Source organism: Parapedobacter composti, assembly GCF_900112315.1.
GTDB lineage: Bacteria > Bacteroidota > Bacteroidia > Sphingobacteriales > Sphingobacteriaceae > Parapedobacter > Parapedobacter composti.
This window is the reverse complement of record NZ_FOLL01000003.1, coordinates 136387-158124: the sequence shown is the minus strand read 5'-3', so window position 1 is coordinate 158124 and position 21738 is coordinate 136387. Positions and strand designations below refer to the sequence as shown.

The following is a 21738-nucleotide window of genomic DNA, read 5'->3' as shown; positions in this document are numbered from 1 at the left end:
ATGAAAACATACCCTTTTCTACACATCCTCGGCACAGCTGTCGCTTTGCTTTGCTCGGCCTGCAATAAAAATCTGGAGCTCACGCCGGAGTCGGCATACAATACCGAAGATTTTTATAAGTCGGTAAACGACTTCCGTCAGGCTTTGTTCGGTGCTTATGGGGGGCTCCGCGCGGTGCATGGCTTTGACTATCCCATGATGATGGAAAGCCTGAGTGACAATGTCAACACCTTACAGAATACCACCAACAACCCTTTGGCCCGCTTCGGGTTTACGCCCGGCGACGACCGCATACTGGGGGTTTGGGCCGCGTACTGGAGCGTGATTAACCGGACTAACAACATCCTTGACCAAATCGATGCCGGCGAATTTCCCAGCGAGGAAACCCGGAACATCATGCGGGGCGAAGCGCAGTTCATCCGGGGTTATTGCTATTTCCAGCTGGGATGGATATTCGGCGGTATGCCGCTGATAGACCGGGTAATGAGCGCCGAGGAACTGGTTACGATACCCCGAAGTACCCAACAGGAGACGTTCGCCTTTGCCATGACCGACCTGCATGCCGCTGCAACCGCACTGCCCGACCAGCATGGAGGCGATAACCTGGGCCGTGCCACGCGGTATGCCGCGCTGGCCATCCTGGCACGCCTGCACCTGTTCATGAAAGACTTCGAAGCGGCCAGTCCGCTGCTGGAAGAAATATTGGCCTATGAGGGGTTCCGGCCTTACGAAACGTTTGCCGACTGCTTCCTGAACACCAGGGATAATGGCTCCGAACACGTTTTCCAAATCCAGTATACCTCGGGGTTGAACAGCCAAGGCAACCCCTTAGTTTATTCACTTGTGCCAGAAAACCTACGTTCCGAACAGTTTCCGCAGGGCGGACGCTCCACTTGGGTCGCGGTGTCTAACGACTTATATGAAGCCTATGAAGAGGGCGATCTACGCCGCGATGTCGCCGTCCAGAAAGGATTTACCACCAGCAACAATGTGGTAGACAGCCTTACACTGCTCTTCGTTAAGTTTTCGCACGGCACCGTGCCGGCCAATGCCGTGGACAACGATGTAAACTTCCCGATCGTGCGCATCACAGACGTACAGCTCATGTATGCCGAAGTACTCAACGAACAAGGTTATGTCGCCGATGGCGAAGCGTTTGATTTGCTCAATGCGGTGCGCACACGCGCCGGGGTGGACAGCCTGAAGGCCGCAGACGCGCCAGACCAGGCCGCGTTCCGCGAGGCGCTGTTCACCGAACGCAGGCTGGAATTTGCCTGCGAAGCGTTGCGTTGGTTTGATATTGTACGCCAGGGACCCGAAAAGGCAACGGCAATCATGAACACCTTTCTGGCCCGCCCCGAAGAGGGCGGAGGTGCTTTGAGGTTCGATACCAAGTACTTATTGATGCCCATCCCCGAAAGCGAACGGAGAACCAACCCGATGCTGGAGCCGAACCCTGGCTACTGAGCCAGCAGGCAGATGCCTACTGGAACTTCTTGGCGTTAATTTTCCGCTCGTTTTCCGTAAGGTAAATCTTACGTAAACGGATGCTTTTGGGCGTCACCTCAATATATTCATCCGCCTGGATATACTCCATGGATTCCTCCAGTGAAAACTTAATCGCCGGTGCGATACGCATGTTGTCATCACTGCCCGATGCCCGCATGTTGGTCAGCTGCTTGCCCTTCACCAGATTAACCACCAAGTCGTTATCGCGGATATGTTCGCCCACGATCTGCCCTTCGTAAATCTCCACGCCGGGTTCCACGAAGAAACGGCCCCGGTCCTGTAACTTGTCGATGGCATAGGCCGTCGTCTGGCCTTTTTCCATAGACACCAGCACACCAGCCAAACGGCCCGGTATGGTTCCTTTCCAAGGCTCATAGGCCTTGAACCGGTGGGCCATCACCGCTTCGCCGGCCGTGGCGGTGAGCACGTTGTTTCGTAGGCCGATGATCCCGCGCGATGGGATGTCAAACTCCAGGTGCTGCATATCGCCCTTGGTTTCCATCACCAACAATTCGCCTTTCCGCTGGGTCACCAGTTCAATAACCTTGCCCGATACTTCTGCTGGTACGTCTACCACCAGCGTCTCAATAGGCTCGCACTTCACGCCATCTATCTCTTTGATGATAACCTGCGGCTGGCCCACCTGCAATTCATAACCTTCCCGCCGCATGGTTTCAATAAGAACCGACAGGTGAAGGATGCCCCGGCCATACACAAGGAATGCGTCAGGCGACTCCGTGGGAACGACCTTCAATGCCAGGTTTTTCTCCATCTCCTTATGCAGGCGGTCGTGCAGGTGACGCGACGTTACGAATTTACCTTCCTTGCCGAAGAATGGAGAGTTGTTGATCGTAAACAGCATGTTCATCGTCGGTTCATCGATTTTGATGACCTCCAGCTGTTCCGGATTATCAAAATCGGCAATCGTATCGCCGATGTCGAACCCATCGATGCCCACCACGGCGCAGATGTCGCCAGCCTTTACTTCTTGTACCTTCACGCGGCCCAGCCCTTCGAAGGTATGGAGTTCTTTCACCCGCGCTTTCACCACTTTGCCGTCGCGCTTCACCAGGGATACGGGCTGGCTCTCCTTGATGGTGCCTCGTGCTACGCGGCCGATGGCGATACGGCCCACAAAAGAAGAATAGTCTAATGATGTTACCTGCATCTGTAACGTGCCATCCACATACGGCGCAGCAGGGATATGTTCCAATATAGCATCCAGCAGGGCCGTGAAATCCTGGGCCGGCTGTTTCCAGTCGGTCGACATCCATCCCTGTTTGGATGAGCCGTACAGCACCGGAAAATCCAGTTGTTCCTCGGTCGCATCAAGGTTGAAAAACAACTCGAACACTGCTTCGTAAACCTCATCCGGTCGACAGTTTTCCTTATCCACCTTATTAACCACCACAATCGGCTTAAGCCCCAGACCAAGCGCCTTTTGGGTAACAAAGCGGGTCTGCGGCATAGGCCCTTCAAAAGCGTCTACCAACAAGATTACGCCGTCAGCCATTTTAAGCACCCGCTCCACCTCTCCGCCGAAATCGGCGTGCCCCGGGGTATCGATAATATTGATTTTAACGTCTTTATACCGTACTGAAACGTTCTTGGAGACAATGGTAATACCCCGCTCACGTTCCAGATCGTTGTTGTCCAATATCAACTCACCCACCTCTTCATGGTCACGGAAAAGATTGGTGAAGTGAAGGATTTTGTCTACCAAGGTGGTTTTGCCATGGTCTACGTGCGCAATGATTGCTATGTTTCTGATTTTCTGCATCCCTTCAGGATATTTTGTGTAATTTAAGGGCGCAAAGGTATTGAAAATCCGCGACATTTTTGCACTTTCAACCATCTTCCTTACATTTGCGTGCAATGGATATGTTCGATGACATGCTGACGAGCTATCTGGAAAAGGCCTGTGATACTGAGCCGCCATTGCTGCGGCACATCAACAGGGAGACTTACCTGAAAGAAACGATGCCCCACATGCTGTCGGGCCACTATCAGGGAAGGCTGTTGGCTATGCTGAGCAAGCTGGTTGGCCCACAGAAGATCCTCGAAGTGGGCACATTTACCGGTTATGCCACACTGTGCCTTGCCGAGGGACTGCAGCCTGGCGGGGAAATCCACACCATCGACAACAATGCCGAGCGGGAAGACCGCGTTCGCCAATATTTCCAAGAGGCCGGACTGGCAGGAAGCATTCATTGCCATATCGGCGATGCAGCTGCCATTATGCCGGATTTGCCCGGCCCGTTTGACCTTGTTTTTATTGACGCCGACAAAAAGAGCAACCTACGCTATTACGAACTGGCGCTGGAGAAGAGCCGCGCCGGGAGCTTGATTCTGATAGATAATGTATTATGGAAAGGTAAAGTCGTAGCAGGAGCTACTGACGCGCAAACGCAGCAAGTGGCCGCATTGAACGAGCGGCTCGCCGCTGATGAACGCGTAGACAAATTAATCCTTCCCGTCCGCGACGGACTATTCCTGCTCCGCAAGCGACATCACCCCCAACTGTAACATCATGAAAAGAACTTGGTTAATCGTTTCATGCCTAAGCTTCACGTTGACCCCAGTGGGACAAGTTTTCGCTCAATACAGTTCCCCCCAACACTATATCGAAACGTATAAAGACATGGCCGTCCAGTACATGGAAACTCATGGATGCCCGGCGAGCCTTATCCTGGCCGTTGCCATCCACGAGAGCGCATACGGAAGCAGCAAGGTGGCCCGCTACCTTAACAACCATTTCGGCATCAAAGGCCCGAACAACAGCAAGGAAATCCGTTCGGCATATAAGGGATATGCTTCCGTAGAACAATCATATGAAGATTTTATTGCCCTGTTAAAGCGGCGCAAAAGTACGCAGCGGTTGTTTGATCTCTGTCAACCCCACGAATATAAACGATGGGTGCAGGGTATTGCACGTTCGGGCTACGCACATAGTACATCCTGGGCATCGAAAGTAATCGGTACGATTGAAAAATACAGCCTGCACGAGCTGGATAAACAACCCGAGGTCACCGCGGCGGCAGCGGCGGAATCCGAGTCCGCACCGGCCACCCAGTACACGGTAAAAAAGGGCGACACATTATACGACCTGGCCCGCAAACACGGCACCACGGTTAAGGCCATACAACGTATCAACGGACTTACCGATGCCCGGTTACGCATCGGACAACAACTTATCCTGTAGATGAGAACGCTATACGCGCTAATCGCGCTCTTCACATGTGCTTCCTGCCTCTCTAAACACGAGGTGCTGCAAAATCCGCGTGTTCACACACGACCCGGCCCGGTACGTACACCTTCATCCGTGCCGCCGTCCTCAACCGGCGAAAACAAGCGCCCGGCCGCTACCAGCCTTTCGGGCCATCAGTATATCGAACGTTATAAAGACATTGCCATCACCGAGATGGAGCGGTACGGCATTCCTGCAAGCATTAAGCTCGCCCAAGCCCTACTGGAGTCTGGAAACGGCAACAGCTCGCTCGCCCGCGAGGCAAACAACCACTTCGGCATCAAATGTACGCCCGAGTGGGTAGGGGGCAAAACATACAAAGACGACGATCGGCGCGACGACTGCTTCCGGGTTTACGCACAGCCGGAAGACTCCTTCAAAGATCACTCGCAATTCTTGTTGCGTAAACGTTACGCCGCACTCTTTGAGCTGGATAAAGACGATTATAAAGGGTGGGCGAGGGGTCTGAAGGCTGCGGGATATGCCACCAATCCGCGGTATGCCGATCTGTTGATCGATCTGATTGAACGGTATGAACTGCATCAATATGACCGCCCCGAAAGCCGGCAAGCCAAAATCCGGCGCGAAGCGGTTGTGCAGGAAGAGATTGTTGAAAACAAACCGCAGGAGCAGCAGATCGCCCAGGCCAAGGCACCCGTCAGCATTGATATCCACGAAGTACGGCAGGGAGAAACGCTATCCGCCATCGCCCGGAAATACGGCCTCTCTACCACAGAATTGAAAGATTTAAACGGCCTGAAGACAGAATCGCTTTTTATCGGACAGCTTATCCTGGTCCCGAAATAACTGTAAAATGATGTTAAATTTTTCGCCAACTGCAAACTTAACCGTAGTTTTACGACAGTGAAACAAGTTGGCCGTTTTTTTCTGTGGCTGTTTTCCGGCAGCCTGACCGTCGGTTTCGCGGTGGCTCAAACGGCCATCCAGGGCATCGTATTTGACAACCACACCAAGCAGCGCATTTCTCAGGTATATGTCTATAACACCGCCAATGATCAGGGCGGCTACAACAATACACGGGGCGAATTCAGTATCCAGGCCAGTCCGGGCGACATCCTGATAGCAGCCGCCAAAGGGTATCACCCCGATACGCTGATCGTATCCAACCAAAAAGTAGTGTTATTCAACATGGAGCGATCCACCATATGGCTGGACGAGGTCTCTGTCATTGCCCGGCGCAGCCCTGAAGAGCAACTGCTGGAAAACAAAAAGGAATACAGCACCGCCTACACCAAGGGCAACGCAGGATCCATCTTTTCCGTAGGGCCATCAGGCGCAGGACTCAGTATCGATGCCCTATACAAACTCATCAGCCGCGAAGGTAAAAACGCCCGTAAACTACAGGAAATCATCGAACGGGATTACCGTGAATCGGTCATCGATTACCGCTTCACCCCCGAACTGGTCAGCAGGGTAACCGGGCTCACTGGCCCCACGCTGGTAGACTTTATGCGCCAGTACCGCCCGTCTTATTATTTTATCCTCGGCGCCAACGACTATAACCTGGCCTTTTACATCCGTTCGGCGCTTATCCAGTACAGGCAAAACCCCGGTGCGCGAAGGCAACCGCCCTTCCCCACAACAGAGAAATAGAAAAACAGCACGATATTTGCTAATTTAGCCGCAGATATGAGACAACGGTTTTACTTTTTGCTTGCCACCCTGCTATGCGGGGTTTCCATCGCACAAGCCCAAATCTATGACTTGGATGAATTACGCCGGAAGCCGGACCCCAACAGCCTGAAGGTCGAAAAACCTGAGGCCGACATACGGCCGGTCACCATCCCCCTGTCGGCATTGGATTTACGGGTAATTTACTGGCGGCACTGGTCGTCATTCGGCATCAATGCCAATCAGGCCTCTTTTAGCGAGAACTGGCAGGGCGGGGGGGTGAATTCCATTTCCGGGAGCGCTCTTATCACCCATAAATCAGACTATACACGCAATAATTTCAATTTCGTCACAGAGGTCGGCTTAGAATACGGCAAGGTCAAAAACAAGGAACAATTGCCGCGCAAAAACCGCGACCGGATTTTCTGGGATAACAAGCTGTCCTTGAAAATATCAAAGAACTGGTCGCTGTTTACGTCGTTTACCTTTGAAAGCCAATTCGATGTCGGCTACAGCTATGGCAGAGACAGCGAAGGGAGAGACAGCATTACCGGCATCATCTCCAACTTTATGGCCCCGGGCTACCTGACGGAATCCCTCGGTATCGAGTATAAGCCGGATAACACCTTCTCCGTGCGCTTCGGTACCGGCACCGCCCGGCAAACATTGGTCTTTGACGACCGCATTCCCCTCAATCGGGATGGCCAGCGGTTCGGCGTGGACGATGGGAAGCATTTCCGCAATGATCTGGCGTTCCAGCTCACGGCCAATCTGGATCGTAACCTTGCGCCGAACCTCAACCTGAAAAGCCGGTATAACCTATTTGCCAATTACGAAGAGCTTAGCGACCCTGCCCACCGGCTGGATGCTACCCTCACCGCTTCGGTCACCCGCTTAGTGAACGTCACGTTGAGCGGCATCCTATTGTACGATAGCCGTCAGCACGACGATGTTCAGATCAGCCAAACACTGGCATTGGGCCTCCGTTACCAACTTCCAAAATAACATGGCAAGTGTCAACATTTCGCTAAGGCATACCACAGTCCTGCTGATATTGGCTTCCTTCATTGGCGGAGGGTGTTCCACGAACCGCTATGCGAAGACCAATAAACAGTATAAACGGCAGGTAAAAGCCGTTACAGACGAAATCCGCCAACCGTTACCCTACGCTACGCCACGTTTGGTCACCACCTATGATACGGCCGGCAATGCCATCGTGTCGGAGATCCCGCAAACCAGCCGAGACGCCCATTGGGTAGGCGCTATCCATTTCAACCTCCGCAAGCCCAACTACGTTATCATCCACCATACCGCGCAGGACAGCGTGGAGCAAACGCTGCGTACCTTCACCGTACCACATGCACAGGTAAGCGCCCACTATGTCATCGGCCGGGATGGCGAAGTGTACCAGATGCTGAACGACTATCTCCGTGGATGGCATGCCGGTGCAGGCAAGTGGGGGAGTATTACCGACCTCAACTCCGTGTCGTTAGGCATTGAGCTGGACAATAACGGCCGTGAACCGTTTCCCGAAGCACAGCTCCACAGCCTGCTGAAACTACTGGACTCCCTTAAAAAGAAATACAACATCCCCACGGCCAATTTCATTGCCCATGCAGATATCGCTCCTGCCCGCAAAGTGGATCCGAGTGCGCTCTTCCCTTGGAAACGGCTGGCCGAACACGGTTTCGGCCTTTGGCCGGACGAAGTACTGGTCGATCCGCCGGAGAACTTCAACCCGGAGGATGCTTTGCGCATCATCGGCTATGACACAAGTAACCTGCAAGCAGCCATCAGGGCGTTCAAGTTGCATTACATCCAGCAGGACATCACACCCGAGCTGACGGAGCATGACCTTCGGGTGCTATATAACCTGTACCGTAAGCAGTAATCTTACTTGACCAGCTCCAGCTCATTCAGCTCAGCCGTAATGAAAGCAACCTCTTCTGAACTCAGTTCAGCATCGGTCGCTTTGGCGTTCTGTATGGCCTGCTCCGTATTCCGTGCACCCGCCAAGGCAACGGTGATGCCCGGCTGCTCCAATGTCCATAGCAACACCAGCTGCCCTAACGAAATCCCTTTTCCATCGGCGATGGGTTTAACCTTTTCCAGAAAGGCATTCGTCCGCCGCAAATTTTCATCACTGAAAAAATAAAGATTGGCCCGATGGTCACCCTCCCCAAACCGGTGTCCGGGCTTTAGCTTTCCGGTGAGCAGTCCGCGCTCCATAGGGCTGTATGCGAGAATGGATTTTCCCTGCTCCAGGCAATAGGGCACCAATTCCGCCTCTATGCCCCGTTTCACCATGCTATACGGCACCTGGTTGGAGACTACGTCTACGTACCTGTTGGCTTCTTCCAACTGGGCCGCGCTGTAATTGCATACCCCGGCATACCGCACCTTACCCTGCTGAATAAGCTGGGCAACCGCTTCCATAGATTCCTGAATGGGTGTGGTACTATCAGGCCAGTGAATTTGATAAAGGTCGATGTAATCGGTGCCCAAACGGCGTAGGCTATCTTCGCACTCCTTTATGATGCTTTCCTTACCGGCATACCGATAAATATCAATAGCCTTGCCCATATTGTCTTTACTATGGAAAGCGAAATCCCCCTTTGCCAAGTCCCACCGCATACCAAACTTGGTCAAAATGTACACCTTGTCGCGTGGAATACCGCGGATGGCTTCGCCCACCAGTTCCTCACTGGTTCCCTGTCCGTAGATAGGAGCCGTATCAATCGCATTTACCCCTAAATCAAAGGATGCCCGCATGGCCTCCACCGCGTCTTTACGTTCGGTTCCGCCCCACATCCATCCACCGGCAGCCCATGCCCCAAACGTGATGACCGGTAGGCTTAAGTCGGTTCCTGCTAATGTTCTATATCGCATAGTGTCAACGTTTATTTGTAACCGCTTTTGATTCTTTTTAGCATCGCCCTACAAAGTAAGGCATTCATTATGTTTATGGCAATAACTGTTGAAATATGAGTGTTATTGTAGCCCACGGCCTATTCCGATTTTTAGTCTTGGGTTTGCAGCACTTGCCAGCTATCCTTGCGGAAATAGTGGAGCATGACGGCAAAAGCACCCCAGGCCGCCAGGCATGCTGCCCACACGAAAAGCTCATACGACATGATGAAGTAGTGGCCGTATCCCAGTAAGCCGACAAAACTCATAACCAACAGCGTGGTGACCAAGTTGCCGCCGGTCTGTTTCACCGGCTGTGAAAATGGGTAGGCTTTCATCATGAATAGCGCAATCAGCACAGCTTCAATACTACCGATGGCCGCAGCCAGCAAGGCGTCATTGACAACCTCCGGGCCGACGACGGGAATCCCCACCAAAGCCAGCACGATGATAAACGGAAAGAAAAATTTGGTCAGTGCAGCCTTCAATACACCGGCCATCAACATCCCCGGAGCGGCTATGGGCGCTGCTTTATATATCCAGGCTGCTTTAAACCGATCGTTTTGCGCAATGAACTGAAAGACGGTCATGAGCGTAAACAAAGACAGGTAAAACAGAACGATAAATGCTCCGCCTTCCCGCATTTGCTCCAACCTGTCGCCAAATGACCTGGGCGACTCACGGTTGCCGAACCCGAAAAAAAAGAAAAACACGAAATACACCGGAATATAAGCCATCGTGGGGTACAGCTTTTGCTTAAACTCGCGCGAGCGTCCGGTGATCAGCCATACAATACGGAACCCCGCGCTTTCCAATGGATGGCGTGTGAGTGCGGAAGACAGGCGGTCGCCCCAGGTCCGTTTAATGCCGGCCGCGGAATTCCGGGTTGAAGTAGACTCATCCCCACCAGCCAAGGCAGCCAGTTTATCGTTGAATCCCGCTGAAAAGATGCGGATGACCAGCCACAGCGCCACCAAGGGTGCGATAAGCCCCAAAAGGCTCAAGACGATGACCAGCCACGTCAATGATTGTGTAGCAAGCTGCTGAAGCGACGCTACCCAGACCGGGGGAAATACCCATGACCAAGGGGCGCTTTCGATGTGAAGCTGCTGCGCCCAAGAGGTACGCAATACAACCGGGCCGAAGTAGTAAGAGGCGAAAACCGCGACAGAAAATACAACCTGGACCATCGCTATCAGGTCTTTCAACCGCTGTGCAGGCAGCCACCTGATCATCATCAGGTAAAACTGGTTGACCAGCAACAGGGTCAATATACCCGTTATCAACGCCTGTAACAGAAAAAGGATGGCCAAGCCGATACCATACTTAATGCCGGTATAGATCAATCCCGGCAGCGCAAGAGCCACCAGCAATCCCAACAGCAATATCCCGATATGCAAGACACGGCTTACTGCAAACGTGCGGTCATCCACCGGGCGGGGAAGAATAATGTAGTGGTCCCGGGTATCGATAAGAATGGTCGACAAATCTGCGATAAGCATCAGGCCAAGCACGCACATTAACGAAAAAAAATAGAAGGAATACGCTACATACGGGTCGTTCAAAAACAGGAAGTAGATCAGGAAAACCGAGCCCATGATGGCCATAATGATGAATTGCCAAATGTTGCTTCCGGAGGACTCCTTCTTCTTTTGGCTATTGCGAAAAGCGGTAAGCGGCCTGCGGTCGTCGATGGTCAACTTGACACTAAGGATGAGGCGTAGCTTTTCCGGATCAACGCCCATGCGCTTCCAGAGAAAGGTGGGCGCGAGCAGCAGTTTGAGAATGAGTCGGTTCATGTGCGATGGTATCAATCCAGGGCCGATAAGATCTGCGCTGCACCCGTTCCTGCGTCAGTCCCTCCGGTAAGCCGCGCGAAAATACGCTCCAATGTGTCGCCATGTTCATTCTTCAGCGATTCGAATGTGCCATCCGCTACGATACTGCCTTCGTTGATCAGGAGGATACGGTCCGAAATTTTCTCCACCACGTCCATCATATGCGAGCAATAGAAGATGGTTTTGCCCTCTTGGGCCAGCAGGGAAATCAGTTCTTTGACGGTGATGACAGCATTGGCGTCCAGTCCCGACAACGGCTCGTCCAATACGATAATGCTGGGGTTGTGGATAATGCCGGCTATCAGCAATACCTTTTGCCGCATACCTTTGGAAAAGGTGTCCATGCGTTTGTTCTTATTGTCACCCAACCCAAAGCTGGTGAGCAGCCGTTCAGCCCTTGTGCGGATGGTTTCCTCTTGCATGCCATAAAGTTTGCCGACAAAGTCAAGGTACTCCATAGGGGTCAGTACATCGTACAGTTCGGCATTCTCGGGCACGTAGCCTATCTTGGCCTTTACGGCCAATGGATTTTGGCGCAGATCGATCCCGTCTACCGTTACCGCCCCCTTGAAGTCGCCCACAAGCCCGCAGAGGATTTTTACCGTCGTGGATTTGCCTGCTCCATTCGGGCCGATGTAGCCGATGATCTGCCCCGGATAGATATCCAGATCAATGCCTTTCAGGATGTGCTTGCTGCCGTACCATTTCTCCAGGCCCGACATGCTGATAATCGGTGGTTGGGTGTACTCGTTCATGTATCCGGCTAAAATACCCCATTCGTCCGACAATTCCTACCACTCGTCGGAGATTCCTTTAACGGGCTATCCGCGGTGTTCATCTTTGCGGCATGAAAAGCGTGAACACCGTCTTTTACCTCCTGCTTGCGCTGCTGGTGAGAACCGGATATCCCTGCTGGGCGCAATGCCGCACTATGGATCGAACAATGGTTTCATCCCATATTTCAGCAGTTTCATCCCAACCATCATTCTATTAATCACACAAGCATTACTTTTGCCAGCGACGAACAAGAAAGCATGTAACAAATTGGGACACAGTCCGTCTTATCCATGGATATCAAACGTGATGGAGCAACTTACGCGGTTCTTTTGGTGGTGCAGCGGGGCACACCGGGAAACCTTGGAAAAATACCCCGCTGAGCATAGCAAATATGTGGGCATTGGTGCAACCATCTTTTTCACCGGCCTTTTTGCGGCGTTATCAGGCGGATATGCCCTTTATTTCGTCTTCAGCGGCAGCCTTTTCGCGCCTTTATATGCGGTGCTGTTCGGCCTGCTGTGGGGCCTGGCCATCTTCAACATGGATAGGTATATCGTATCCAGCATCAATAAAAATGCACCGGGCTTCAGGCAATTCCTCCAGGCAACGCCCCGTATCCTGCTGGCCGTTCTCATCGGCATTGTTATTGCCCGCCCCCTGGAACTTAAGGTGTTTGATAAGGAAATCCGCGACCAACTGCGGGTTACGTACCTCGACCGCCAACGGGCCAATATCGACACACTTAACAAAGCATTTGACAGCAAGTATGCAATCGAACTCGGAAAGCTGGCCGAATTGAAATCGGAGCGGGACTCCTTGGAAGCGTCCATCAAGACCGACCGCATCAAGCTGAAGATGGAAACCTTCGGCGAAAAAACCGTCGAAACCTCCGGCATCGTCGGTTATGGCCCTTACGCCAAGCAGCGGCAAGCCGATCTGGAAAAGCAGGAGCGGTATTTGGATACACTCAGGGCATCTATCCGGCAACAGGAAGCCTTTATTGCGCAACGCAAGCAATTTGAAGGCCTGCTGGATGAACAATTACTAACCGGTGCGCAGCTCGACAGTGCCGTAAACAATGCCGGTTTTGCCGACCGGAACGCCGCGCTCGGTGACCTGAAGTATCATCCCGACGGCACCGTAAATGAGGCCAACTATTGGTCCATCATGTTTATTATGCTCCTGTTTATTTTCTTTGAATGCCTGCCGGTGTTCGTGAAGCTGATGAGTGCCAGGGATGCTTATGACATTGCCCTGCAAAATCAGCAAACAGTTGATAATCACCGCTCCGGTAAAGACCGCGATGCAGAAATAGCCATCATGGACGGCATAAGCGACACTAAGGTGCGGCAGGGCATCGAAAGGCAAAAGGCACTGCTTTATAGCGAATAAAGACTCAATACTTGTTCATCACATATATTCCTGTTTTCGTCCCGTACGGTTGGACTATGGTCGTGGATTGCCTAACATTGCCACGACAAAATAAACGGTTATGAAGTTCAGACGTATCGAATTTATCTTGGCGACAGCCATTTTCATTTTTATCTTGATAGTCTTGTATAGCACTGGCGCACCGCATGAAAGCAAACGCGCATTGGCGTCCTGGATGGCTTACAGCACCGTCATTTACGGCACCGTTTTGGTGTTTATACAATGGATATCACCTGCATTTTTTATCAAGCGAAAAGTAGATACTGGCATAGCGCTGACCTTGCTGCTGTTTTTTGCTGCTTGGATGGGATTGGCAGCCTGCCTTTGGATACAAGGCTATCATTCCTATAGGGGCAACGATTTCCAGCATTATCTCACCCACGGGCAGGCGCTGGGTGTAACCGCTTTGGTATTTCTGCTCATCTTTGCCTATGAGGGAATCAAGCGTCTTGTCCGCTACGTACAGGCCAAAAACAACGGCCTTGCGTCCCGCATCTTTCAAGAGAGCCTCATTGTGTTGGGCGTCGGTTTGCTTATATTACTTCCCTTACTAAGTGTTGATCGGGACCTGTCAGCCCTTTGGTTGGTCTCCATTCCTTACGCTTATTTGCTATTTGCATTAAACACTTATTGGCTCACACCTTTTTCAGAGAAACGCCACGACGATTTGGGAAAATATCTCCTGATGGCTATTCCCGTTTCCTTTGTAGCATTTATTCCTTTCGGTGCTCTTTTCCTGGGTGTCACCAAATCCGATGGACTGGTGTTCTTCATCATCTGGTTCGCTATCACATTGGTCATCTTACCCTTGTCTCACTATATATATCAACGCCAAAAAGAGCGCATAGCGCAATTGGTCAACCTTAAGATGGAACTAGGCCAAGCGTCAGCGAATTTAAGTTTCCTCCGGTCGCAGATCAACCCCCATTTCCTGTTCAATATCCTCAACACGCTTTATGGTACGGCGCTGCAGGAACATGCTGAGCGCACAGCTTCCGGCATCCAAAAATTGGGGGATATGATGCGTTTCATGCTGCATGAAAATAACCAGGATCGCATTCTGCTGGCTCGCGAAATCGAGTATCTCCGCAATTACATCGACCTGCAGCTGTTGCGAACCGCTACTTCCAAAGGGATTATTGTGGAATGCGATATCGCGGACGCGTTGGAAAGCACCTACATTGCGCCGATGCTCCTCATCCCATTTGTGGAGAACGCGTTCAAACACGGCATCAGCCTGCGGGAAAAATCATGGATAAATGTCAGCCTTTACGAATCGGAAGGGAAGGTGTATTTCGATGTTCATAACAGCATACACCGGAAGCCCGAAGCCGATCCGGAGCGCGGCCATCCGGGCGTCGGCCTGGAAAATGTGAAGCAGCGCCTGGCGATGCTGTATCCCGGCAAATATGACTTGGTGATCCGGGAAACCACGCAGGAGTATTTTGTGCATTTGACCATCGTATGCTAACCGATATGAAAAGAATCATACTGACCGTTGTGGCCGTGTGTGGCTACTTATTTTCGTGCGCGCAATTTGACCTGAAGGGGCATATCAAAAACCTCCCCACAGGGGAGGCCGTGATGGTGAATGTGCCTTTTGTATATGGGTATTTTGATGACATGAATACGTCATTGACCACCGACGAATACGGGAATTTCAGCATTACATTAGCTTTGGACGAAGAGAAGATTGGCTACCTGCGTTGGGGAGATCACGAGGCTTTCCTATGGATGAGGCCCCGCACGGACTTGACCGTGGAACTGGACGGCTCCTACGGCCAAATCGCTTTCGGCGGTGGTATGGCTGAAGCGAATGCGCTGCTTCACAAACTGGAATTGCGGAAAGCCCCGCCGTTCTTTACCGACAGCAAGCGGGTAGCAGCCAACGAAATGGAAGCCGCTATTATCCAACCCTGCCTGAAACAGCTGGCCGCTAAAATGGCCCAGATTGATGCCAGCCCGCTCACACCTTCGGAAAAGGAATTTCTGAAAGCCGAGCTCCACTATCATTTCGTTGCCTACGTTGACCTGTATGTGCGTACCGCCCGTTGGCCGCGGGATGTGTGGTCAAATTTTATCATCGCATTTATGCAAAGGGAATCCCCTCAACCCAAATCGGCATTACAGGGGCCGATGTACTATGCATTTATCGATGCATACGTTGGTTTTTTAGCAAGCCGTGCGTTTTCCAACCGCGATGACCCGACAAAATTTGCCGAATCATTGGAATCGGTATACGGTGTGGGCAGTTTTGATAGCCTGATGGCTATAGCTCGTGCACATGGTGAAACATTCCTCAACTGCATGGCGGTGAAGCGGGCATTTGATGCGAGCACAACCGAGCGTTATCTGGCTCAGCAGGTCAAGGTAAAATACCGCGACGGGGAAGTTTCTACCGGTAACCGTCTGCTTGACGCTCTTGAACGGCATAATCGGAACAGTGCCTACCTGGACACGTTGGCAAGTATGCGCGCATCGCTGATGAAGCGAATGGCAACCGTGAATAACGATATCATTGTTCCTGAAGACTACCGGACTTTTACCAGCATTAAAGCATTCATACAGCAATTTAAAGGCAAAGTAATATACCTGGATATCTGGGGCACGTGGTGTGGTCCGTGCAAAGTAGAGATGCAATATGTACCGGCGATCAAAGAACAAATGGAGGGACAGGATATCGTATTCCTGTACCTGGATATGGACGACGATGCCGATGACGGTAAGTGGCGGGAATATATCCAGGCAAATGCGGTTACCGGTGTGCACCTGAGGAAAAACAATGAAGATATACAAGCCATCTGGAACGAATTGCTGCCCGATGACCCTTCCAAACACGGCCGTTATCCGACCTATTTTATATTCGACAGGCACGGAAGTTTAGTGGCTGGCGAGATCAAACGACCAAGTGACGGGAAGGATTTGGTGAAACAACTGGAGGAATATCTGTAGGCTTGGTGATGGTATTACAAAAAGTTCGACTAACATTAACATTTCATATATGAAGAAGATCATACAGAAGACATTGCTTTTTGTTATTGCCCTTGTTTTTCAGCACGCTGCTCATGCCCAGCAGCATCGACAGTTCGTGATTAGAGGGCAAGTTATTGACCGCGATGATAGCGAACTGCTATTGGCGGAACCTTTCGGGCGCTTCGACAAGCAACACGACTCCGTCCGAATTAGGGATGGGGCTTTTGAGCATACGTTTGAAGGAGAACCCGAATCCGTTCGTAAACTAATCTTTGGAAGTGAGTTGGCGCGGGGTGCGTTCCGGTCGATTGACTTTTTCCTTGACCGGGACACCATAGACTTTCTGCTTTATCCGACAGAACGGTTTAATGAAAACCGCATTTCGGGAGGACAATTGAATGACGAATTGTGGGCGTTCAATACGTCTTTTGTCAACGCATTTGACGCTCGTTTCAGCTTATTGTACGCTACCCGGGATTCACTCTATAAAGCAGGCAACTTCTACACTGAGCGATACAGCGCAATGATGGAAGAGCTGAACAGTGCGGATAGCGACCGGCGGGTGGTGCTGTTTCGCCAGCGGGATTCCCTGGAGAACGCAAAGCTCGATCTTACCGAGGATGGCAACCGGTTGCGTGATGTGATAGCGGCCTTGCAGCAGGAAACGGTTACCTGGAGATATGATTATATCGCCGAAAGACCATCGCCGGTATCGCTATTTCTTTTGGTGACCGACCTTTATTACCAACGAGAGAATCCTGCCATCGTACAGGCTATCGCCGCCATTTATCCCGATTATGCGGCACATTTTCCAAACCATCCCTATACGTCAGCGCTGGAAGAGATGTTGAGGGGTGTGCTGGGCGTCGTCGTAGGTGGTCACATCATTGACTTCGAAGCACCCGATTTGGCAGACGCATATCATCGGCTTTCCGACTTGCTGACCGAGAAAGTGCTGCTGATCGATTTCTGGGGTTCATGGTGTGGCCCATGCATTGCCAAAACCCGGACGATGGTACCCGTGTACGAAGCATATCACGGCAAGGGTTTCGGCATCGTTGGCATTGCAAGGGAATTTGGAGATACTCATGCACTGCGTGCGCGTTTGGAGCAGGAGGCATTTACGTGGGTTAATCTGGTCGAGTTGGATGATCAACAGGGCATCTGGAAGAAGTATGGCATGAGCAACGCGGCGGGTCTGATGTTGCTGATTGACCAACAGGGTGAAATTCTGGCAATCAACCCCACTGCCGATGAGGTACGCCAACTACTTGACCAACTCCTGTAAACTTGGTACCTTAGGGAGATGATTACCGCCATAGCCATAGACGACGAACCCATAGCGCTTGATGTAGTAGCAAACCACGCGGCCAAAGTGCCTTTTTTGGAATTAAAGGCTACCTTCACTAATGCATTTGAAGCGATGGACTACTTGCGGCAGCATCCGGTGGATTTATTATTCCTTGATATCAAGATGCCCGACATTTCGGGCATCGAATTTTTCCGGAGTCTCAGCAAAAAGCCGCTGGTTATTTTTACCACCGCCTATTCCGAACACGCCGTAGCCGGTTTTGAGCTTGATGCCGTGGATTACCTACTTAAACCGTTTTCGTTAGCCCGCTTCCTCAAGGCTTGCAATAAAGCGCAAGAATGGCTCCAGTTACGCAGCAGCGAAACGAAACCCCAATACGTATTCATCAAAACGGGATATGAACAGGTAAAAGTGGTTTTCGACGATATCGATTACCTTGAAGCCACGGGCAACTACGTAAACTTTGTTTTGGGTCATCGCCATATCCTCAGCCGGATGACGATTACCGAATGCGAAACGCTCCTGCCCGCCGAGCGTTTCGCGCGCATTCATCGCTCATTTATTGTATCCATCGCCAAAATCGAGAAGATGGAGCGGCATCAACTGACCGTCAACGGAAGTTTTCTGCCCATCGGGGCCTCTTATGCCGATACGCTTAAACACCGGGTGGCTCGGTAGCTGTCCGGCATCTTACAATCCGCTTATAGCCTTGATGTTAGCGCAACGGATGATACTGCCTGACCTTCACATCCACGCGCGTACCCATGGGAAATGCGCCGGGTTGCGGGTTGATGGCAATCACCCGCAACGTGCCGTTGCTAACCAGCAATTCTTCGTAAAAACCTTTAAACCGCACGTCCTGCACCATAAACCCGGCCTCCGGACGGGCATTGAGCTCCAGCCACTCGGGATGCACGGCCAAAGCGACACGGCTGTTGATGCCCAACGTACCCGCATCAGCGGCACTGAAGATATTACTCTTGGCTAAGAGTCGGGCGGTATAGGCATTAGGAGGAAACCGGTAAAGCAGGGTGGGTTTTGCCGAGGCCACCAGGCGTCCCTGTTTCAACACAATCAATTCATCGGCCATGGAAAGTACCTCTGCCGGATCATGCGAAACCAGCACTACCGTCAGTCCGGTTTTTTCCACGATGCCGCGGATGTCTTCCTGCAACGCCTCCCTAAACGAAGCGTCTACCTGATTGAACGGCTCGTCCAGCAGCAATACCTCCGGCTCGTTCACCAGCGCCCGCGATATCGCCACCCGCTGCTTTTCCCCGCCACTCAAATCGGCAATACGCTGCTTCGCCAAGTGGTCAATCCGCAAACGCTGTAAGGTTTCCGTCGTTTTGCCGTATTTGGAGTCCAAATCCGTATTGGGCAGCTGTGACGCTACATTGTCCCATACATTGGCATAGGTATTCAGGTCGTCAAACCCTTGTGATACCATGCGCATGGCATCATGGCCGGGAATCAGTTTCTCCCGGGGGGTCGGCACCCGCCACCCCCGGTAACGTACGGCTCCGCTGTCGGGTTCCAGCAGGCCATAGATAAGGCGCAGCAACGTGCTTTTCCCGCTGCCGCTTTCACCGATAATGGCCGTAATTTTCCCCTCATTGATGCCAAAGGTGAGGTCGCTGACCGCCGCAACCGGTTCTTTCCCCTCACCAAACGCACGGCTCAGGCCCTCCCCATGGATTAAGGGCAGGCCTTCCCGATGCACGTCGTGGGGCACCGAGCATGACGGCGGATGGGTATGGGTTAATGCCATAAAAAACCGTCCCGGAAGTATCGGGACGGTGCGAAATTACAAAAAATATATCGGTATGGCGATTAAAAGCCCAGCATGAGCCCGAAGGTAAAGTTCTGCAGCCCTGCCTGAGCAGGACTGTTTTCAAAGATATCGTTGAAATAATATTTGGCGTAGATGCCCAATCCCCCCACACCGAACCGTGCAAAGGCCCCATAGCGGAACTGCGTGAAGTTATAGTCATCTTTAAACTTCTGCTTACCCAGCTCGTCGCTTTTGAACCGCTGGGTGCCCTTCAGCAGAAAGCCTCCTTCCGGCCCCGCGGCAAACCGAACGCGGCCCAAACCGCTATAACGCTTGCTGCGCCATTCAAACGTCAGCGGCAGGCGCAGATAGGTAGATGTGAGCCGGTTTTTGTCGTAATCCACGCCAGAGCGCTCCCACGTTAGCGGCGTGGTGTTTTCCAGAAAGTCGATGTCTTCCCGCAAACGGATATACGTCCAGTCAAAGCCGCCCGAAAGGAAAACACGGAAATGGTTGTTGAAACGGTAGCCTGCCTGCAGTACGTCAAACCCAAAATTTACCGTCTTCCCGGGGCGGTACCTAAAATCCCGGTTATTGTCCGATAACGTAAAGCTGCCGTTGTCCATCAGTTTAGCCAAGCCAAGATCTATCCGTGAAAACGTGATACCATAAATGGGGCGCCCTCCTTTCCGTTCAGCGGCCTCCTCGCGCTTCTCCGTTTTGGCTTCCGTACTGTCAATCCGGTAAGTTTTATCCGTCTCAATGGTGATAACGCCTTCATCCTTGCCGGGGATGATGATACGTACTTTCCGCTTTTCTCCTGTTTTTACATCCTCCATAATCACCGTGTCTGCGGTAATCGTGCGGACTTCCTGTGCCGCTGCTGCCAACGTGGCGGCACAGCATAATAAGGTAAGGCTTATCTGTTTCATTTCTGCTTGTTTATTTAGTCGTTATTTTATTTTTTTCTTTTTGTTTCTCGCCAAGCTAAAGTTGAAATCCAGCTTCAGTGAACCCTCTTCGTCATTGGAGAAGGTAACCAGTTTTTCCTCGCGCTGGTCTACCGCCCCCACCACGTAGTTGAGTATACTGCTCACACCAAACGACGGCTTTTCGCTGGGCGCCACCGCCAGCATCGTATCCTCCACGTCGTCCAGCACCACGGGCGGCTGTATATCGGGAACACCTGCCAATACAGGTTCTTCCAACGCCACCGCGGCCTCCTCCAGGCGGGCCGATCTCCCGGCTGGCTGTTCCACGGGCAGGATCTCCTCTTCCTTGGCGCTGCCAGACCCCGCGGATGCCGTTACCGCCACTCCCCGCGCGGCTGTTCCTTCGTCAGTGTTGGCAGCAGTTATTTTCGCAAGCCTATTGCCTGCCTTATCCGTGCGTTTGGCAAACAGCCGCTTTACCCGCTCCGCGTCCAAGGGTTCGGGTGCGGGGGAAATTTCCTTCTCCGGCTCGCTCACCGGCGCGGGTTTCGGGCCCTCCATCTCCGGCAACGCGGCCCCGCCGTGCAGGTAGGTAACCTCCACCGGGCGGTTGAACCAATAGGTCAATCCGCAGACCACCACCAGTGTGGCTGCCACCGCCATCCACCACGTGGATATCCGGCGCTTCTTTCCCCTTAACGGCTGTTGTTTTTCCTCCCCCAACTGCTCCGCGATCTTACCCCAGAGCCCCGGCGGAACTTCTGGCGTGAAGCCGTCAAATTTCTCCCGCAGCTGGCGGTCAAACTTGTCTTCTTTATCTCGTTTCATACGCTCCTCCTTCCAGTTGTTTTATCTTTTCCTTAAGCCAAGCCCGCGCCCGCGACAATTGCGACTTGGATGCCCCTTCGCTGATGTTCAGGGCCTCGGCAATCTCTTTGTGCGAATACCCTTCCAGGGCATACATGTTAAACACCATGCGGTAGCCATCGGGTAATTCCCGTATAACCTGAATCAAATCCTCGCATTCCAGCCTGTCCATAGAAAACGTATGCTGGACATCATCATACACTTCGTCGATGGCAATGTGCGGCCCGCCACGCACATTCCGCCGATAAGCTTCTATCGCCGTATTAACCATAATCCGGTGTATCCAGCCTTCAAACGAGCCCTCGCCCCGGTAGCTCCCCACGTGGGTGAACACTTTGATAAATCCGGCTTGCAGCATGTCTTCCGCTTCAAACGTACTTTTGGCATAGCGCATGCACACGCCCATCATCTTGGGGGCCAGGGCACGGTATAGCTCCTCCTGCGCTTGGCGGCTGCCCGCCCTGCAGCCCTCATACAGTTTATCAATGGTAACCGTTCGCTCCAATTTTGCGTGTATTTATGGCTATGATGATTCTCAT

20 protein-coding genes are annotated in these 21738 nt (G+C 52.1%); 12 read left to right on the top strand and 8 right to left on the bottom strand.

Annotation, left to right across the window (positions count from 1 at the left end; all coding sequences use genetic code 11):
• Positions 1 to 1467 (top strand): RagB/SusD family nutrient uptake outer membrane protein, encoded by a 1467-nt coding sequence (locus BM030_RS05445; RefSeq protein ID WP_090971970.1) that lies wholly within the window; start codon positions 1 to 3, stop codon positions 1465 to 1467.
• A gap of 16 nt (positions 1468 to 1483) precedes the next feature.
• Here BM030_RS05445 and typA read toward each other — a convergent pair whose 3' ends face one another.
• Positions 1484 to 3289, bottom strand: a complete 1806-nt coding sequence (gene typA / locus BM030_RS05440) for a translational GTPase TypA (protein ID WP_090972233.1) — start codon at positions 3287 to 3289, stop codon at positions 1484 to 1486.
• Positions 3290 to 3384: 95 nt separating this feature from the next.
• Between typA and BM030_RS05435 the strand changes: the two genes are divergently transcribed.
• Genes BM030_RS05435 through BM030_RS05410 form a run of 6 tightly spaced genes read left to right on the top strand, consistent with a single transcriptional unit; the run spans position 3385 to position 8279 of the window.
• Positions 3385 to 4035 carry an O-methyltransferase gene (locus tag BM030_RS05435; protein ID WP_090971969.1) on the top strand — a complete coding sequence of 217 codons (651 nt, stop codon included), beginning with the start codon at positions 3385 to 3387 and terminating at the stop codon, positions 4033 to 4035.
• Positions 4036 to 4039: 4 nt separating this feature from the next.
• On the top strand, positions 4040 to 4711 hold the full coding sequence (locus BM030_RS05430; RefSeq protein ID WP_090971967.1) for a glucosaminidase domain and LysM peptidoglycan-binding domain-containing protein: 672 nt from the start codon (positions 4040 to 4042) through the stop codon (positions 4709 to 4711).
• Positions 4712 to 5563 (top strand): glucosaminidase domain-containing protein, encoded by an 852-nt coding sequence (locus BM030_RS05425; RefSeq protein ID WP_090971965.1) that lies wholly within the window; start codon positions 4712 to 4714, stop codon positions 5561 to 5563.
• A gap of 57 nt (positions 5564 to 5620) precedes the next feature.
• Positions 5621 to 6370 (top strand): peptidase associated/transthyretin-like domain-containing protein, encoded by a 750-nt coding sequence (locus tag BM030_RS05420; protein WP_090971963.1) that lies wholly within the window; start codon positions 5621 to 5623, stop codon positions 6368 to 6370.
• A gap of 36 nt (positions 6371 to 6406) precedes the next feature.
• A complete protein-coding gene (locus BM030_RS05415) occupies positions 6407 to 7393 on the top strand; it encodes a DUF3078 domain-containing protein (RefSeq protein ID WP_090971961.1) in 987 nt (328 codons plus the stop codon).
• Between the two features lies 1 nt (position 7394).
• A complete protein-coding gene (locus tag BM030_RS05410) occupies positions 7395 to 8279 on the top strand; it encodes an N-acetylmuramoyl-L-alanine amidase (RefSeq protein WP_090971959.1) in 885 nt (294 codons plus the stop codon).
• 2 nt (positions 8280 to 8281) lie between these two features.
• Here BM030_RS05410 and BM030_RS05405 read toward each other — a convergent pair whose 3' ends face one another.
• From BM030_RS05405 to BM030_RS05395, 3 genes are all read right to left on the bottom strand, one after another.
• The gene (locus BM030_RS05405) at positions 8282 to 9277 is read right to left on the bottom strand and encodes an aldo/keto reductase (protein WP_090971957.1); all 996 of its coding nucleotides are present in this window, start codon (positions 9275 to 9277) and stop codon (positions 8282 to 8284) included.
• A gap of 131 nt (positions 9278 to 9408) precedes the next feature.
• Positions 9409 to 11094: a hypothetical protein gene (locus BM030_RS05400; RefSeq protein WP_090971955.1), complete on the bottom strand. Its 1686-nt coding sequence runs from the start codon at positions 11092 to 11094 to the stop codon at positions 9409 to 9411.
• Positions 11095 to 11105: 11 nt separating this feature from the next.
• The gene (locus tag BM030_RS05395) at positions 11106 to 11888 is read right to left on the bottom strand and encodes an ABC transporter ATP-binding protein (protein ID WP_090971953.1); all 783 of its coding nucleotides are present in this window, start codon (positions 11886 to 11888) and stop codon (positions 11106 to 11108) included.
• Positions 11889 to 12216: 328 nt separating this feature from the next.
• On the opposite strand from BM030_RS05395, the gene BM030_RS05390 reads away from it, so the two are divergent.
• From BM030_RS05390 to BM030_RS05370, 5 genes are all read left to right on the top strand, one after another.
• Positions 12217 to 13302: a DUF4407 domain-containing protein gene (locus tag BM030_RS05390; RefSeq protein ID WP_090971951.1), complete on the top strand. Its 1086-nt coding sequence runs from the start codon at positions 12217 to 12219 to the stop codon at positions 13300 to 13302.
• A 100-nt stretch (positions 13303 to 13402) separates the two neighbouring features.
• Positions 13403 to 14812, top strand: a complete 1410-nt coding sequence (locus BM030_RS05385; RefSeq protein WP_090971950.1) for a sensor histidine kinase — start codon at positions 13403 to 13405, stop codon at positions 14810 to 14812.
• A 5-nt stretch (positions 14813 to 14817) separates the two neighbouring features.
• The gene (locus BM030_RS05380) at positions 14818 to 16293 is read left to right on the top strand and encodes a TlpA family protein disulfide reductase (protein ID WP_170845638.1); all 1476 of its coding nucleotides are present in this window, start codon (positions 14818 to 14820) and stop codon (positions 16291 to 16293) included.
• Between the two features lie 49 nt (positions 16294 to 16342).
• Positions 16343 to 17602: a TlpA disulfide reductase family protein gene (locus BM030_RS05375; RefSeq protein ID WP_090971946.1), complete on the top strand. Its 1260-nt coding sequence runs from the start codon at positions 16343 to 16345 to the stop codon at positions 17600 to 17602.
• 18 nt (positions 17603 to 17620) lie between these two features.
• Positions 17621 to 18304: a LytR/AlgR family response regulator transcription factor gene (locus BM030_RS05370; RefSeq protein ID WP_090971943.1), complete on the top strand. Its 684-nt coding sequence runs from the start codon at positions 17621 to 17623 to the stop codon at positions 18302 to 18304.
• 37 nt (positions 18305 to 18341) lie between these two features.
• Here the strand turns inward: BM030_RS05370 and BM030_RS05365 are convergent, their stop codons facing one another.
• The 4 genes from BM030_RS05365 to BM030_RS05350 all read right to left on the bottom strand — a co-directional run bounded on the left by BM030_RS05365 (position 18342) and on the right by BM030_RS05350 (position 21704).
• Positions 18342 to 19397 carry an ABC transporter ATP-binding protein gene (locus BM030_RS05365; RefSeq protein WP_090971941.1) on the bottom strand — a complete coding sequence of 352 codons (1056 nt, stop codon included), beginning with the start codon at positions 19395 to 19397 and terminating at the stop codon, positions 18342 to 18344.
• A 62-nt stretch (positions 19398 to 19459) separates the two neighbouring features.
• Positions 19460 to 20332, bottom strand: coding sequence for an outer membrane beta-barrel protein (locus tag BM030_RS05360; RefSeq protein ID WP_244518700.1), 873 nt, complete (start codon positions 20330 to 20332; stop codon positions 19460 to 19462).
• Positions 20333 to 20353: 21 nt separating this feature from the next.
• Positions 20354 to 21160, bottom strand: a complete 807-nt coding sequence (locus tag BM030_RS05355; protein WP_090971939.1) for a hypothetical protein — start codon at positions 21158 to 21160, stop codon at positions 20354 to 20356.
• The gene (locus BM030_RS05350; RefSeq protein ID WP_090971936.1) at positions 21147 to 21704 is read right to left on the bottom strand and encodes an RNA polymerase sigma factor; all 558 of its coding nucleotides are present in this window, start codon (positions 21702 to 21704) and stop codon (positions 21147 to 21149) included. Before BM030_RS05350 ends, BM030_RS05355 begins: the two co-directional genes overlap by 14 nt.
• Positions 21705 to 21738: the final 34 nt, after the last annotated feature.

Bases quoted from the DNA above. Each gene is read 5' to 3' on its own strand.
- BM030_RS05355 (WP_090971939.1), bottom strand. From the start codon at position 21,160: ATGAAACGAGATAAAGAAGACAAGTTTGACCGCCAGCTGCGGGAGAAA.
- BM030_RS05365 (WP_090971941.1), bottom strand. From the start codon at position 19,397: ATGGCATTAACCCATACCCATCCGCCGTCATGCTCGGTGCCCCACGAC.
- BM030_RS05415 (WP_090971961.1), top strand. From the start codon at position 6,407: ATGAGACAACGGTTTTACTTTTTGCTTGCCACCCTGCTATGCGGGGTT.
- BM030_RS05375 (WP_090971946.1), top strand. From the start codon at position 16,343: ATGAAGAAGATCATACAGAAGACATTGCTTTTTGTTATTGCCCTTGTT.
- BM030_RS05380 (WP_170845638.1), top strand. From the start codon at position 14,818: ATGAAAAGAATCATACTGACCGTTGTGGCCGTGTGTGGCTACTTATTT.
- BM030_RS05445 (WP_090971970.1), top strand. From the start codon at position 1: ATGAAAACATACCCTTTTCTACACATCCTCGGCACAGCTGTCGCTTTG.
- BM030_RS05360 (WP_244518700.1), bottom strand. From the start codon at position 20,332: ATGAAACAGATAAGCCTTACCTTATTATGCTGTGCCGCCACGTTGGCA.
- BM030_RS05435 (WP_090971969.1), top strand. From the start codon at position 3,385: ATGGATATGTTCGATGACATGCTGACGAGCTATCTGGAAAAGGCCTGT.
- BM030_RS05430 (WP_090971967.1), top strand. From the start codon at position 4,040: ATGAAAAGAACTTGGTTAATCGTTTCATGCCTAAGCTTCACGTTGACC.
- BM030_RS05395 (WP_090971953.1), bottom strand. From the start codon at position 11,888: ATGAACGAGTACACCCAACCACCGATTATCAGCATGTCGGGCCTGGAG.
- BM030_RS05425 (WP_090971965.1), top strand. From the start codon at position 4,712: ATGAGAACGCTATACGCGCTAATCGCGCTCTTCACATGTGCTTCCTGC.
- BM030_RS05385 (WP_090971950.1), top strand. From the start codon at position 13,403: ATGAAGTTCAGACGTATCGAATTTATCTTGGCGACAGCCATTTTCATT.
- BM030_RS05410 (WP_090971959.1), top strand. From the start codon at position 7,395: ATGGCAAGTGTCAACATTTCGCTAAGGCATACCACAGTCCTGCTGATA.
- BM030_RS05400 (WP_090971955.1), bottom strand. From the start codon at position 11,094: ATGAACCGACTCATTCTCAAACTGCTGCTCGCGCCCACCTTTCTCTGG.
- BM030_RS05390 (WP_090971951.1), top strand. From the start codon at position 12,217: ATGGAGCAACTTACGCGGTTCTTTTGGTGGTGCAGCGGGGCACACCGG.
- typA (WP_090972233.1), bottom strand. From the start codon at position 3,289: ATGCAGAAAATCAGAAACATAGCAATCATTGCGCACGTAGACCATGGC.
- BM030_RS05405 (WP_090971957.1), bottom strand. From the start codon at position 9,277: ATGCGATATAGAACATTAGCAGGAACCGACTTAAGCCTACCGGTCATC.
- BM030_RS05370 (WP_090971943.1), top strand. From the start codon at position 17,621: ATGATTACCGCCATAGCCATAGACGACGAACCCATAGCGCTTGATGTA.